The organism is Stenotrophomonas sp. PS02297 (assembly GCF_029959705.1).
Taxonomy (GTDB): Bacteria; Pseudomonadota; Gammaproteobacteria; order Xanthomonadales; family Xanthomonadaceae; genus Stenotrophomonas; species Stenotrophomonas nitritireducens.
Genome location: NZ_JASCOS010000093.1, coordinates 1 through 13,967 on the forward strand (window position 1 = coordinate 1; position 13,967 = coordinate 13,967).

A 13,967-nucleotide genomic window follows, 5' to 3' on the forward strand; every position below is an offset into this window, starting at 1 on the left:
GGGGCGACGATGGCGGCGTGGACCGACAGGGGAGCCGACCCGGCGGCGGCGCCACGTCCGCGCCCCTTCGCTGCGGCGGCCGGCGCCGGCCGCAGGTCGTCGAGCGGACGGTAGCGCACGTCCACCGGATACGTGCGGCCCTCGACGCTGACCACCGGCGCATCGTCGAAATGGCGGGAGAAGCGCTCGGTGTCGATGGTGGCCGAGGTCACCACCAGTTTCAGGTCCGGGCGCCTGCGCAGCAGCTGCTTGAGGTAGCCGAGCAGGAAATCGATGTTGAGGCTGCGTTCGTGCGCCTCGTCGATGATCAGCGTGTCGTAGCGCGACAGCCAGCGGTCCGAGGCGATCTCGGCCAGCAGGATGCCGTCGGTCATGAACTTGATGCGGCTGTCCTCGCCCACCTTGTCGGTGAAGCGCACCTGGTAGCCGACCACCGAACCCAGTTCGGTCCCCAGTTCCTCGGCCACGCGCGTGGCCACCGCGCGCGCGGCGATGCGCCGCGGCTGGGTACAGCCGATCATGCCGGCCTCGCCGCGCCCGGCGGCCAGGCACAGCTTGGGCAGCTGCGTGGTCTTGCCCGAACCGGTCTCGCCGGCGATCACCACCACCTGGTGGTCGCGGATCAGGGCGGTGATGCGCCCGGCTTCACGCGTGATCGGCAACGCCTCGTCCATGCTGATGGCGACCTGCCGCGCCGCGCGCTGCCGGCGCCGGTCGCACGATGGTTCCAGCAGTTGCCGGAACGCCGCCTCGGCGGCGGCGTCGGCCGGCCTGCCCTGCCAGCGCGACCACAGCCCGAGCAGGCGCCCGCGGTCGCGGCTCATCGCCCCGTCGATGTTCTTGCGGGCGTCGCGCAGGCGCGCGGCAGTATCCTTTTCGATAGCGCTCATCAATCGTTCAACGAGAAAACTTGAAATACCGGTAGGGTCCCGATGGGACTATTGTGAAGCCATTCAACCCGCCAAGGAGAAAGCGTCATGGCCAAGGCCAAGAGCAGCAGCAAACCCGAAGCCGGCAAGAAGAAGCTGGCAGCCTCCGCACCGTCGGCGCCGGGCATCGATATCGGGATCAAGGATGCCGATCGCAAGAAGGTCGCCGACGGCCTGTCCCGCTTCCTCGCCGACGCCTACACGTTGTACCTGAAGACCCACAACTTCCACTGGAATGTCACCGGGTCGATGTTCAATTCGCTGCACACCATGTTCGAAACGCAGTACACCGAGCAGTGGACGGCGCTGGACGAGATCGCCGAACGCATCCGCGCCCTGGGCTTCAACGCTCCCGGCTCGTACCGCGAGTTCGTGGCGTTGACCTCGATCGCCGAGGAACCGGGCCTGACCGACAGCGCCGACTGGCGCGAAATGGTGCGCCAGCTGGTGCAGGGCAACGAGGCGGTGTGCCGCACCGCGCGCAGGGTACTGGAACAGGCGGAAAAGGCCGGCGACGCCCCCAGCGAGGACCTGTTGACCCAGCGCCTGCAGACCCATGAGAAATACGCCTGGATGCTGCGCTCGCTGCTGCAGTAAGCCCTGCGGGTTTTCCAGGGTTCCATGAAATGGAGCCCTGGACCCTGCTTCATCTGCCTGCCGGATGCCCCCACCTTCGGCGCGCCGCCTTGACGCAAGGGGGCTCTGCTCCGGACGCATCCTGCGTACGGCATGGGACGCTGGCGCGCCTCATCGTCAGGTGAACCGCGGGGTGCCCGCTCCGGGATTTCCATGGCTCCGCGAGCGAAACCCCGGGCCTGTTCGTCCGGCTGCCGGATTCCGCCGTCCGTACGCCCACTTCGAGGCGGTGCGTGGCGCAAGGCACGGGGCGACAGCGGCATTCCCTGCCCTCGGGACTGGACACTCCCCGGTTCAACTCTTTGCCGATTCCGGCCGATACTGCCCGGATGAACCGGCGCTCGTCCTTCCTCCTGCTGGCCGCACTGTTCTGTTCCCCGTCGCTGGCGCATGGGGAACGCTTGGACACGGTCATCGACAGCCTGCTGGCACGGGGCTACTCCTCGCCGTTGGCGGCCGTCGCCCGCCTGCAGGCCGTCGAGGACAGCCCTGCCGACGACGCGCCGCTGGCGCAGCGCCACCTCTACCAGGCGGCCATCGGCCGCTACGCAGCGCAGGAGCGCCGTCCTGCGATGGCCGCCCTGGCGCAGCAGGCCAGCGCCGCGCTGGAGAAGATGGCCCGCGACGAGCAGTGCCGCGCCTGCGCGGTCGACCAGCATCTGATCCAGGCCCGCTGGGCGCTGACCCAGCGCGATGCCGACCGCGCGCAGGCCATGCTGGACCGCATCGATTCCCGGCGGGAAGAGCTCAGCTCCCTGCAGCGGCAGCAGCTGCATTACCTGCGCGCGCGCCAGTACCAGCTGCAGAGCCGGCTGGACATGGGCATCCGGGAAGCGCTGCTTGCCGATGAGCTGTCCGGCCGCCACGAAGCGGACCGGCTCATGGCGCAGAACCTGCTGGCGGTGCTCAACGTCTACCTGGGCGATTACCGGCGCACCATCGAGATCAGCAAGGCCACCCATGCCCGCGCCGCGCGGCTGGGCTTCACCCAGGCGGTGGCCGAGGCCAAGCTCAACATGGGCTTCGCCCACCTGCGCAGCGGCCGCCGCGACCTCCAGCTGCAGCTGCTCGGCGACGTCCTCGCCCTCACCCGCGGCGACGACGGGCTGGCCATCATCCAGAGCACCGCCGTCTCCAACCTGGCCGATTACTGGCTCAACCAGCGCGACTACCGCAGGGCGCTGGACTATTCCGAACAGGCCGTGGAACTGGCCGGGCGCATCGACGATCCGCTGACCCTGGCCTATGCGCTGGTCAATCGCGGCGCATCCAAGGCCGGGCTGGGGCAGATCGAGGCGGGCGTCGCCGACGCCACCGAGGCCATCGCCCTGACCGAACGGATCGGCGCCAGGACCGACCATATCGGCATGCTGCAGGAACTGGTCAACATCCACGAGCATGCCGGGGACTACCGCAATGCCTTCCTCGCCCTGCGCCGCGTCGAGACCCTGCAACAGGAAATCACCCGTCAGGCGCGCGAAAAAGCCGTGCTGGACCTGCAGGAGAAATACGCTTCGGAAAGCCGCCAGCGGGAAATCGAACGGCTCGCCGCCGCCAACCGCCTGAAGGAAGCCGAACTTGCCGCGCAGGCGCTCCGCCGGCAGTTGTGGGCGGCGTTCTCGCTGGCGCTGGTCCTGCTGGCGGTGGTGCTGGTGCAATGGCTGCGCCGCAGCCGGCGCGCCAACCTGCGCCTGTCCCGGGACGTGGCCGACCTGGCCGAACAGTCGATCCACGATCCGCTGACCCGGGTATTCAACCGCCGCCATGGCCATGCCCTGCTGGCCGGATACGCCCGCGCCGTCGACGCCTGCGCGCCCGGCGCCCCGCCGTCGCTGGGGCTGATGCTGCTGGACATCGACTTCTTCAAACAGGTCAACGACAACCACGGGCATCCGGCTGGCGACAAGGTATTGGTGGAGGTCGCCCAGCGCCTGCGCGCCCTGCTGCGCGAACAGGATTCGGTGGTGCGCTGGGGCGGCGAGGAATTCCTGCTCCTGCTGCCCGGCCTCCAGGCCACCGCCCTGCCCGCGCTGGCCGACCGCCTGCTGCGCACCATCGGCGCGCCCGCCATCGCCCTGGCGGACAAGGACATCACCCTGACCGCCTCCATCGGCGCGATCAGCGCGCCGTTCGCCGGCAGCACCGACATCGATGCGCTGATCCAGCTGGCCGACCTGGCGCTGTACCGGGCCAAGGCATCGGGCCGCAACCGCGCGCTGTGCATCGCCGCGCGGCAGGAAGCGCTGGATCCGGCGGCATTGGCGCGCGACCTGGCCGCCGCGCAGCAGGCCGGGCAGATCGGAATGACCGTGGTTCCCGGTCCTTCCCGGAACGCCGGATAAGGCCCGCTGCCCCCTGGCCCATCTGGAAAGGCGGACCCGACTCCGGGTTTCCCGACCCGTCCGCAGGCCGCAGGCGGACAGCCAGGCTTGACCGGGCAGTTATCCTAGGCGGCATGTCTTCCCCCGCCCATGAACTGCTGAAGCGCGTCTTCGGCCATGACGCCTTCCGCGGCAACCAGCAGGCCATCGTCGAACACGTCACCGCCGGCAACGATGCGCTGGTGCTGATGCCCACCGGCGGCGGCAAGTCGCTGTGCTACCAGGTGCCGGCACTGCTGCGCGAAGGCTGCGGCATCGTGGTTTCGCCCCTGATCGCGCTGATGCAGGACCAGGTGGAAGCCCTGCGCCAGCTTGGCGTGCGCGCCGAATTCCTCAATTCGACGCTGGATGCCGAGACCGCGGGCCGCGTCGAGCGCGACCTGCTGGCCGGCCAGCTCGACCTGCTCTACGTCGCGCCCGAGCGGCTGTTGACCGGCCGCTTCCTGTCGCTGCTCGAACGCAGCCACATCGCCCTGTTCGCGATCGACGAGGCGCATTGCGTGTCGCAGTGGGGCCACGATTTCCGCCCCGAATACCGGCAGCTGACGGTGCTGCACGAGCGCTGGCCGCAGATCCCGCGCATCGCCCTGACCGCCACCGCCGACCCGCCGACCCAGCGCGAAATCGCCGAGCGCCTGGACCTGGCGCAGGCCGAGCACTTCATCAGCTCCTTCGACCGCCCCAACATCCGCTACACGGTGGTGCAGAAGGACAACGCCAGACGCCAGCTGCTGGACTTCCTGCGCGGCCACCGCGGCGAAGCCGGCATCGTCTACTGCATGTCGCGGCGCAAGGTCGAGGAAACCGCCGACATGCTGCGCGGCGAAGGCCTGGACGCCCTGCCCTACCACGCCGGCCTGCCCGCCGAGGTGCGCGCGGCCAACCAGCGCCGCTTCCTGCGCGAGGACGGCATCGTGATGTGCGCCACCATCGCCTTCGGCATGGGCATCGACAAGCCGGACGTGCGCTTCGTCGCGCACACCGACCTGCCCAAGTCGATGGAGGGCTACTACCAGGAAACCGGACGTGCCGGCCGCGACGGCGAGCCGGCCGAAGCGTGGCTGTGCTACGGGCTGGGCGACGTGGTGCTGCTCAAGCAGATGATCGAACAGGGCGAGGCCGGTGCCGAACGCAAGCACCTGGAGCGCGCCAAGCTCGACCACCTGCTCGGCTACTGCGAATCCATGCAGTGCCGCCGCCAGGTGCTGCTGGCCGGCTTCGGCGAAACCTACCCGCAGCCCTGCGGCAATTGCGACAACTGCCTGACCCCGCCGGCGGCCTGGGACGCCACTGTCGCCGCGCAGAAGGCGCTGAGCTGCGTCTACCGCAGCAGCCAGCGCTTCGGCGTCGGCCACCTGATCGACATCCTGCGCGGCAGCGATGGCGAGCGCATACGCCAGCTGGGCCACGACAAGCTCAGCACCTTCGGCATCGGCAAGGACCTGGATTCGCGCAACTGGCGCGGCGTGTTCCGGCAGCTGGTCGCCGCCAGCCTGCTGGAAGTGGACCCGGAGGCGCATGGCGGCCTGCGCCTGACCGATGCCAGCCGCGACGTGCTCAAGGGCCGCCGCCAGGTGATGATGCGCCGCGAACCGGCCGCCACGCGCGGCGAGCGCGACCGCAGCAGCACCCCGCGCACCGGCGTGGCGGTGCAGCCGGAAGACCTGGCGCTGTTCAACGCGCTGCGCGGGCTGCGCGCCGAGCTGGCGCGCGAGCAGAACGTGCCGGCCTTCGTCATCTTCCACGACAGCACCCTGCGCAACATCGCCGAGCAGCGCCCGACCAGCCTCGACGCGCTGGGACGGGTCGGCGGCATCGGCGGCAGCAAGCTGGGCCGCTACGGGCAGCGGCTGGTCGAAATCGTGCGCGAGCAGGGCTAGGCCGCGCTCAGCCCGGCCTTCCGCGGGCCAGCACCAGCAGGCCATCGAGCCTGCGCCGCGCGGGCGCGCCCTCGACCTGCCGGCGATCGAGCGTCGGTGCGGCCTGCCGCAGCGCTTCCAGCGCCGGTTGCCGGTGGCCCAGGCGGAGCAGGGTTTCGGCCAGTTCGATGCGGCAGATCGCCGTTTCGACCTTGCCGTCGCCATGCAGCGACTGCGCGTACTCCAGCGCGGTGCGGCGCAACGCCAGCGTCGCCGCCCCTTCGCCACGCCGTTCGGCCAGGTCCGCCCGCGTGCGCAGCAGGTGCAGGTGCAGGGTCGTCGGAACCCGCGCGCCGAGCTGCTCCAGCAATGCCCGGGCCTGCGCCGTGTCGCCCTGCAGGATGTGCCAGTCGATGCGGTTGAGCCGCGCCTCGATGCGTCCCGGCGCGTCCGGCGGCAGCGCCGCGTCCAGGCCCTCGTCGGCATGCAGCAGCAGCCAGCCCGCTTCGTCCATGTGTCCCTGGCGCATCAGCAGCGCGCCCAGCCCGGACTCGGCGCGCAGGCTGGTGGGCGACTGTCCGCCCAACCGCTCGCGGCGGATCGTCCAGGCCTGCCGGTAGAGCCGCTCGGCCTGGACGACGTCGCCGCGCAGTTCCTGCAGCTCGCCGTAGTTGTACAGCCCCATCGAGTACTCCACCGACCCGATGCCGTCGATGATCCCGCTCAGGCGCTGGCGCTGCTGGTACTGGCGTTCGGCGGCGGCGTAGTCGCCCGAATCGCGGTACAGGTCGGCCAGTCCGTCGTGCTGCATCAGCACGAAGCTGCTCTCCGGTCCGTACAGTTCCTCGGCGTGGCGCAGGCCCGCCTGCAGCAGCGGCAACGCCTGCGCGAACCGCCCCTGCTCGCGCAGGATCTGCGCCAGGCGCATCTCCGTGGCCAGCGCCATGCTGCTGCCGCGCCCCTGCACCCCGGCAAGCACGTGGCGGAACTCGCGCTCGGCCGAAGCCAGGCGCCCCCAGCGCAGGTACATCAAACCCTTGTTGTAGGACAACGCCAGTTTCTGGGGGGCGACGCCGCTGCCCGGCAGTTTCCCGTACAGGCCCATCGCGGTATCGAAGGCGGCTTCGCCTTGGTCGAAATGCTGCTGGTTCACCAGCGCCAGCCCGCGCGCGCCGTGCAGCCTGGCCCGGGTCGCCGTGGCGCCGCCAGACGGCAGCAGCGCCAATCCGCGCTCGGCCAGCTCTTGGCCCAGTACGCCGTTGCCGCCCTGCGTCTTCTGCACCGACAGCTCGGCCAGCACCGCCGCCGCGTCCGCCGGGCGGTTCACCCGCGCATCCATGAAACCGTCATAGGCCTGCTGCAGCAGCATTTCGGCCTGCCGCGAAACCCCGGAGTTGCGGTAGGCGGTTCCCAGCACCGCGCGCATCCTGGCCAGCTGCGCCGGCGCGTCGGCCAGGTCCTGGGAAACGCGCAGCGCCGCCTTGTCCAGCAGTTGCCGCGAGGAGAGCTCCTCCTGTCCCCGCTCGGTGCGCAGGAAGGGATCGGCGGTCTCGAACACGCCCACCATGAAATCGCCGACCTGGTGGGCGATGGCGGCCTCTTCCTCGGCCTGGCGCCGCGCCTGCACCAGCCCGGTCACGAACAGCACGGCCAGCGAGAGCGCAGCCGCTCCGGCCGCCAGCGCGCGCCAGTTGCGCTGCATGCCGCGCGCCAGCCGGTACAGGCGGCCGGCCTGGCGCGCCGCCACCGGCTGGCGGTCGAGGTAGCGCGTCACGTCGGCCATCAGCGTCTCCACCGACCGGTAGCGGCCGGCGACGTCGCGGGCGCACGCCCTGGCGGCGATGGCGTCGAGATCGCCACGCAGCGCCTTGCGCCAGCGCAGACCTTCCGGCGCGTTGGCCGAGGGCAGGATCACCGGCGCATCGCTGTCCTGCAGCGTGCGCGCGCAGGCGCGCGTGGACAGCAGCTCCACCAGCAGCACGCCCAGGCTGTAGACATCGCTGGCCACGCCCACCGGCTCGCCGTTCACCAGTTCCGGGCTGGCATAGGCCGGCGTGCAGTAGCCCGCTTCCTCGCGGTCGCGCGCGTCGTTGAGCAGGCGCGCCAGGCCGAAGTCCAGCAGCACCGGCCTGCCATCGGCCCGTACCAGCACGTTGCCCGGCTTGAGGTCGCAGTGCAGCACCAGGCGCTCGTGCGCCGAACGCACGATCGCGCAGATGTCCAGGAACAGGCGCAGCCGCTGCGCCAGGCCCAGCGCGTGGCTCGTGCAATGGTGGTCCAGCGGCAGGCCGTCGACGTATTCCATCACCAGGTACGGATACCCGTCCGGCGTCGTGCCGCCGTCGTAGAGCTGGGCCACGTCGGGCAGATTCAGGCCTGCCAGCACCTGCCGCTCGGCCTGCAGCCGCTCCACCTCGCCCGCGCCCGGCAGGCCATGCAGCAGCTTGATCGCCACCGTGCGCCGGTAGACGCCATCGTCGCGTTCGGCCTTGAATACGGTGCCCATGCCGCCGTGGGCGATGCGCGCGGTCAGGCGCCACGGCCCCAGCCGCTGGCCCACCGCCAGCTCCGGCGTGAGCGCGCGCGCCAGCACCGTATCCAGCCGGCTGCTGATCCGGCTCAGGCCCTGGGTCTGCGCATGCAGCAACTGCAGTACTTCCTCGGCCAGCGCGGGATCGGCGCAACGTTCCCGCACCTCCTGCCGCCACTGCGCGCGCGGCAGGTCGCAGACGGCATCGAACATGTCCCGGACCCGGCGCCAGCGCGCCGCGCCTTCCCCGTCTTCCGCGTTCGCCATCAGGCCAGCTGTCGGTTGAGCCAGGCCCTGGCGAAACGCAGGTCGCGGTCCACGGTGGGGGCCGACACCCCCATCACCATGGCGATCTCGTCGCGGCTCATGCCGCCGAAATAGGTCAGCTCGACCATGCTCGCCGCCCGCGGCTCCAGTTCGGCCAGCTGGTTCAGGGCCTGGTGCAGCGCCATCACGTCATAGGCGCTGCCATCGTCGTCGGGAACGTCGCTGGCGTGGGACAGGGTCAACTGCACCAGGTTTCCACCGCGCTTGTCCGCTGCGCGGGCGCGCAGGTGGTCGACCAGTACCGAACGCATCTTCAGCGCCGCCACCGCGATGAAATGGGCGCGATCCTTGTAATCCACTTCCGAGCCCAGCAGGCGCAGCAGCGATTCGTTGACCAGCGCCGCCGGCTGCAGGGTGCCGCCAGTATCGTTGAACAGCCGGTTGCGGGCGACCAGCATCAGGTCCGAATACAAGGCTTCGAACAACTGTTCCCGCGCCTGCGCGTCGCCTCCCTGCCAGCGATGCAGGAGTTGCGTGATCTGGGTACCCAAGTGTCCCCCATCCTGCCGGAAACCGAACCGTCCCCATGGTAGGACCGGCTCCGTCCACTGCCAACCTGCAACAGTTCACAGAAACCGCGTGCAGTGCACAAAAAAAGAAAGGCCCCGGACATGCGGGACCTCTTCTCGATCATGGTGGGCCGTGAAGGATTCGAACCTTCGACCAAAAGATTAAAAGTCTTCTGCTCTACCGACTGAGCTAACGGCCCAAACAAAGACCCGGCATGGCGCCGGGGTGCGCATTCTAGCGCAAGATGTCCGAAACCGGAATTCGGAACCGACCCGCCGTGCAGTCCGGGTTCGGGAAGGAACGGCATGCGCCCGGGCGCGCGGCAGCCGGCTTCCCAAGCGTCCGCCGCATGAGCGGCGAAGCTCAGGCGTAGCTGGTCGGATCGGGCAGGCCGGCGGCGGCGAAGCCGTCCGCGCGCAGGCGGCAGGCATCGCAGTGGCCGCAGGCGCGTCCCTGCTCGTCGGCGCGGTAGCAGGACACGGTCAATCCGAAATCCACCCCTAGCCGCACGCCTTCGCTGGCGATCTGCGCCTTGCTCAGGTACTGCAGCGGCGCATGGACGCGGATGCCCGCGCCTTCCACGCCGGCCTTGGTCGCCAGGTTGGCCAGCGCCTGGAAGGCGGCGACGAACTCAGGGCGGCAATCCGGGTAGCCGGAGTAATCGACCGCGTTGACGCCGCAGAAGATGTCGTTGGCGCCCAGCACTTCGGCCCAGCCCAGCGCGAGCGAGAGCATGATGGTGTTGCGCGCCGGCACGTAGGTGGCGGGGATGCCCTCGCCGCCGGCGTCGGGCACGTCGATGTCGGCGGTCAATGCCGAACCACCGATGCTGCGCAGGTCCACGTCCACGACCTTGTGCTCGGCCACGCCCAGCGCCAGCGCCACGCGCGCGGCCGCGTCGAGTTCGGAGGTATGGCGCTGGCCGTAGCGCACGCTCAACGCATGCACGGTGTAGCCCTGTTCCTGGGCCATGGCGACGACGGCGGCCGAATCCATGCCGCCGGAAAGAAGCACGACTGCCTTCTTCATGGAGTGATATTCCGGTTGGGGAGGGAACGCCAGCACGCTGTCCCGCGCCGGTACAAAGTCGAAACGACGGCCCGGCTACCTGCCCGGCTCGTCGTTCCAGAGGATCTTGTGCAGCTGCATCTGGAAGCGCACCGGCAGGCGGTCGGCGACGATCCAGTCGGCCAGTTCGCGCGCATCCAGCCGGTCCTTGCACGGCGAGAACAGCACCATGCAGCGTTCATGCAGGCGCTGCGCGGCGACCATGTCCCGCGCCCATTCGTAATCGGCACGGTCGCAGAGCACGAACTTGAGCTGGTCGCGCGCGTTCAGCAGCGGCAGGTTCTCCAGCCGGTTGCGCGCCATCTCGCCCGAGCCGGGGGTCTTCAGGTCGACCACGCGCGACACGCGCGGATCGACGCCGCCGACGTCCAGCGCGCCGGAGGTCTCCAGCGAGACATCCAGCCCCGCGTCGCACAGCGCGCGCAGCAGCACCAAGCAGCGCTTCTGCGCCAATGGCTCGCCACCGGTCACGCAGACATGGCGCACGCCATGGCCCAGCACCTCGGCGACGATGTCGTCGATATCGCGCCACTGCCCGCCATGGAAGGCGTACTCGGTGTCGCAGTAAACGCAGCGCAGCGGGCAGCCGGTCAGGCGCACGAACACCGTCGGCCAACCGGCGGTATCCGCCTCGCCCTGCAGGGAAAGGAAGATCTCGGTGATCTTCAGCCGCGGCAACGGCGACTGCACGATCTCGCTGGGCGTGGCGGCGGCGCTGGAAGGGGAAACGACGGCGGTCATGTCGGGCACTTCTGGATGGAACGGGCGGCGGTTTCACTCACGCCGTAAACGAACGCAGCCGGGCAAGGCCCGGCTGCGCGGATGCGCATCCGCCGGACTCAGCGGATCTGCTGGCCGAGCCGGATCGACTGCAGGCGGTCCTGCGCGGTACGCGCGGCATCGCTGCCCGGGAACCGCGTGGCGACCTGCTCGAGCGTCTGCTCGGCCTTGGCCGCATCGCCCTGGCCGAACTGGGACAGGCCCAGCTTCAGCAGGCCGCCGGCGGCCTTGTCGTGGGTCGGATAGCGCGCAACCAGGTCGCGGAACTGCGCCTCGGCCAGCTGGAAATTGCGGGTGGCGTAATAGCTCTCGCCCAGCCAGTACAGCGCGTTGGGGGTATAGACGCCGTTGGGATACTGCTCCAGGAAACCCTGGAAAAGACGCGCCGACTCGTCGTATCTGCCGGCCTTGAGCGCGTCGAAGGCCACGTTGTAGGCGCTCCGCTCGTCGCCCGCCGCGGCGACCGCGCCGGCATCGCCGCGCACGGTCGGGGTCTTCTCGGCCGCTGCCGCCGGCTTGGCGGTGGCGGGTGGCGCCGGCAGGGCGGGCGTACCCGTCTGCTCCACGCCGCCTTCGATGCGGTTCAGCCGCCCGTCCAGGTCCAGGTACTGGTCCCGGTTGCGCTGCTTGAGCTGTTCGTTCTCATGCTGGAGCTGCTCGATCGTGCCCTGCAGCGCCTGCATCTGGCTGCGCAGCTGCTGCAGCTGGTTGAGCATGTCGGTGTTGGCCTGGCTGTTCTGGACCTGCTGTTCCAGTGCGCCGACGCGATCGGCCAGGCTCTGCCGCTGGGCATGGGCGGGTGCGGCAGCCACCAGGGCTGCCGCAACCACGAGCATCATCGTCTTGATGCCGGTACGCATCGATTACTGCGCGGTGTAGACGATTTCGACGCGACGGTTCTGCGACCAGCAGGACTCGTTCGACTCGGTGCAGACCGGACGCTCTTCGCCGTAGGACACGACGGTCAACTGCGAAGCCGAGCCACCGTTGGCCTGCAGGGCCGAGTTCACGGCATTGCCACGACGCTCGCCCAGGGCCTGGTTGTAGGCGCGGCTGCCGCGCTCGTCGGTGTGGCCCTGCAGGGTGATGCGCGAGGACGGACGGTCACGCAGGTACTTGGCGTGGCAGGCCATGATGGCCTGGAACTCGGACTTCACTTCTTCCTTGTCGAAGTCGAAGTAGACAACGCGCTGGCGCAGGCAGGCGTCGGTGTCCAGGTCGCCCGGGCCGTACAGGCCGGAGGTCGACGGGCCACTCGGCTGGGTGGTGGCGGGGCCGTTGTCGACCGGTGCAACCGGCTGCTCCTTGACCTTCTTCGAGCAGCCCGCCAGCGCGGCAACCGACAGCAGCGAAACAAGCAGAACGCGAGTGGACTTGTTCATGGGGTACCTGAGGCTCCTGAGCCAATGATTGGGATTAATGCGGGTGGGATATTAACATTTAATCAACGCGCGGTACGGTAGGGACCCCATGCGGGCTCGCGCACATCGCCGTCCGCCAGGACCAGGCGCTGGCGGACCCGCGCGTCGGCCGATACCGCATACAGCACACCACGTCCGCCCTCGCGGGCGGCATACAGGATCATGCCCGCATTGGGGGCGAAGCTGGGCGACTCGTCCAGCGAACCCGGCGACAGCGTGCTCCAGCGCGGCGAGCCCAGGCTGCTGTCCATCAACGCGATCTTGTAGCTGTTGCCGCTGCCCTGCGCCATGGCCAGTTTCTTGCCGTCATAGGACACGGACACCTTGGCGTTGTAGTTGCCCTGGAAGGTCACGCGGCTGGCGCTGCCGCCGGACGAAGGCACCTGGTAGATCTGCGGGCGGCCGCCACGGTCGGAGGTGAAGTAGATGGTGTTGCCGTCCGCGCTCCAGGTCGGCTCGGTATCGATGGCGAAGTGGTTGGTCAGCTGGGTCAGCTGCTTGCTGCCCAGGTCCATCACGTAGATCTCGGGGTTGCCGCTGCGCGAGAGGGTCAACGCCAGCCGGCGGCCGTCCGGGGAGAACGCCGGGGCGCTGTTGATGCCGCGGAAGCTGGCGATCAGTTCGCGCGCGCCGGTGGAGATGTTCTGGATGTAGATGGCCGAATTGCCGCGCTCGAAACTGACATAGGCCAGGCGGTTGCCGTCCGGACTCCATGACGGCGACAGCAGCGGCTCGGCCGAGCGCACGATGGTCTGCGGGTTGTAGCCGTCCGAATCGGCCACCATCAGCGCGTAGCGCATGGCGTCGCCGCGGCCGCTGGCGGTGATGTAGGCGATGCGGGTCCAGAACGCGCCGCGCACGCCGGTGATCTTCTCGTAGATGGCGTCGGCCATCTGGTGGGCGACGTCGCGCATCGCATTGGAGCGTGCGGTCATCGCCAGGCCGAGCATGCGCTCGCCCTTGGCCACGTCGAACAGCTCGTATTCGACGCGGTAGGCGCCGGCGCCGGCGTCGAGCACGCGGCCGACGACCAGGTAGTCCTGCTTGAGCGCGCGCCAGGTCGGGTACTGCACTTCGCTGCCGCGGGTCGGGCGTTCGACGATCTGCGCCTCCGGCAACGCGCGGAACTGGCCGGAACGGTCCAGGTCCGAACGCACCACCGCCGCGACGTCCGTGGCCGGCGCACCGGCACTGCCCTGGTAGGGCATGGGCACCACGGTGATCGGCAGGGCCGAGGCGTTGCCGCCGATGATGTCGATTTCCAGCCCCTTCTGCTGCGCCATCGCCACGATGGGCAACAGCAGTGCGGTCAGGGCGGCCAGCCAGCGAAGCGGTTTCTTCATGGAGTGCTCAACGATCGGATGAACAGGGGACAAGGGATAGCAGCAGGCGGATGAACATTTTCGCAATCGTGAACGAAAATTCCGTGAAATCCAGCCCCGGCACCGTATACGGTGCCGGCAGCCCGGGCGGGATGCGCCATCAAAGGTGCCGATGGCGGCGTGAAGCCGCCGCGAATCAGCCGT

At 69.3% G+C, this 13,967-nt stretch carries 11 protein-coding genes and 1 tRNA gene; 3 read left to right on the forward strand and 9 right to left on the reverse strand.

Features of this window, described 5'->3' with window-relative positions; genetic code table 11:
- On the reverse strand, positions 1-890 hold an 890-nt coding region (locus QMX80_RS14815; protein WP_282277826.1), incomplete at its 3' end, for a DEAD/DEAH box helicase.
- Between the two features lie 87 nt (positions 891-977).
- Here QMX80_RS14815 and QMX80_RS14820 point away from each other — a divergent pair.
- From QMX80_RS14820 to recQ, 3 genes are all read left to right on the forward strand, one after another.
- The gene (locus tag QMX80_RS14820) at positions 978-1,526 is read left to right on the forward strand and encodes a Dps family protein (RefSeq protein WP_055768018.1); all 549 of its coding nucleotides are present in this window, start codon (positions 978-980) and stop codon (positions 1,524-1,526) included.
- 368 nt (positions 1,527-1,894) lie between these two features.
- Positions 1,895-3,907, forward strand: a complete 2,013-nt coding sequence (locus QMX80_RS14825; protein ID WP_282277828.1) for a diguanylate cyclase — start codon at positions 1,895-1,897, stop codon at positions 3,905-3,907.
- A gap of 113 nt (positions 3,908-4,020) precedes the next feature.
- Positions 4,021-5,826, forward strand: coding sequence for a DNA helicase RecQ (gene recQ / locus QMX80_RS14830; protein WP_282277829.1), 1,806 nt, complete (start codon positions 4,021-4,023; stop codon positions 5,824-5,826).
- Positions 5,827-5,833: 7 nt separating this feature from the next.
- On the opposite strand, the gene QMX80_RS14835 is transcribed toward recQ, so the two are convergent.
- The 8 genes from QMX80_RS14835 to tolB all read right to left on the reverse strand — a co-directional run bounded on the left by QMX80_RS14835 (position 5,834) and on the right by tolB (position 13,784).
- Positions 5,834-8,548 carry a serine/threonine-protein kinase gene (locus QMX80_RS14835; protein ID WP_282277830.1) on the reverse strand — a complete coding sequence of 905 codons (2,715 nt, stop codon included), beginning with the start codon at positions 8,546-8,548 and terminating at the stop codon, positions 5,834-5,836.
- Positions 8,549-8,601: 53 nt separating this feature from the next.
- Positions 8,602-9,153: an ECF-type sigma factor gene (locus QMX80_RS14840; RefSeq protein WP_055768006.1), complete on the reverse strand. Its 552-nt coding sequence runs from the start codon at positions 9,151-9,153 to the stop codon at positions 8,602-8,604.
- A 142-nt stretch (positions 9,154-9,295) separates the two neighbouring features.
- Positions 9,296-9,371, reverse strand: a tRNA-Lys gene (locus tag QMX80_RS14845).
- A gap of 164 nt (positions 9,372-9,535) precedes the next feature.
- Complete coding sequence (queC, locus tag QMX80_RS14850; RefSeq protein WP_282277831.1) at positions 9,536-10,201, reverse strand: 7-cyano-7-deazaguanine synthase QueC; 666 nt, start codon at positions 10,199-10,201, stop codon at positions 9,536-9,538.
- A 75-nt stretch (positions 10,202-10,276) separates the two neighbouring features.
- The gene (queE, locus tag QMX80_RS14855) at positions 10,277-10,981 is read right to left on the reverse strand and encodes a 7-carboxy-7-deazaguanine synthase QueE (protein WP_282277832.1); all 705 of its coding nucleotides are present in this window, start codon (positions 10,979-10,981) and stop codon (positions 10,277-10,279) included.
- 98 nt (positions 10,982-11,079) lie between these two features.
- A complete protein-coding gene (ybgF, locus tag QMX80_RS14860; RefSeq protein WP_055767997.1) occupies positions 11,080-11,880 on the reverse strand; it encodes a tol-pal system protein YbgF in 801 nt (266 codons plus the stop codon).
- Positions 11,881-11,883: 3 nt separating this feature from the next.
- Entirely contained in the window at positions 11,884-12,402 is a 519-nt protein-coding gene (pal, locus tag QMX80_RS14865; protein ID WP_282277833.1) for a peptidoglycan-associated lipoprotein Pal, read from the reverse strand.
- Positions 12,403-12,464: 62 nt separating this feature from the next.
- Entirely contained in the window at positions 12,465-13,784 is a 1,320-nt protein-coding gene (gene tolB, locus QMX80_RS14870) for a Tol-Pal system beta propeller repeat protein TolB (RefSeq protein ID WP_055767991.1), read from the reverse strand.
- Between the last annotated feature and the right edge of the window lie 183 nt (positions 13,785-13,967).